Origin of the sequence: Adlercreutzia equolifaciens (genome assembly GCF_029076695.1) — a bacterium.
GTDB classification, from domain to species: Bacteria; Actinomycetota; Coriobacteriia; order Coriobacteriales; family Eggerthellaceae; genus Adlercreutzia; species Adlercreutzia equolifaciens_A.
In genome coordinates this window covers 1-412 of the sequence record NZ_JARFIK010000076.1, presented here as the reverse complement: position 1 = coordinate 412, position 412 = coordinate 1, and the positions used below count along the sequence as shown (strand labels likewise).

The following is a 412-nucleotide window of genomic DNA, read 5'->3' as shown; positions in this document are numbered from 1 at the left end:
CTACAGCCAGTATCCTGCTAATTCCATCAACAGGTTCTCTCAGTACTGCTGCAATCGCATCTAAAGAATAACCAAGTTTTTGCATTTGAAAGGCGACATCTTTTTTATGGGCTGCTTCTCCCCGTTCCATACCATCCTGAACGCCATCATTATAAATATCTTCCAGTGCTTTACACATATCCAGTTCCTCCTTTTCTTCCTTCTCTACGTTTATCTCCATAAGCTGCCGGGAATTTAAGAATGCTCCAAGTGCATGATAAGTCTCCAGATCCAGCTTTTGGAAATAGTCTTTATGACTTGCTACATATGTACGCAATGCGTATTTATCCTGACTACATTGTAGCATACCGAATATGATTTGTAAATCACTTTGAAAAGATTCTAAATTTTTCTGTCTTCTGACATCGACGAG

1 protein-coding gene is annotated in these 412 nt (G+C 39.3%); it reads right to left on the bottom strand.

All coding sequences use genetic code 11. The annotated features are described in order from the left end of the window. The coding region (locus PZH32_RS11535) for a hypothetical protein (protein ID WP_275208398.1) at positions 1-412 on the bottom strand (412 nt) is incomplete at both ends.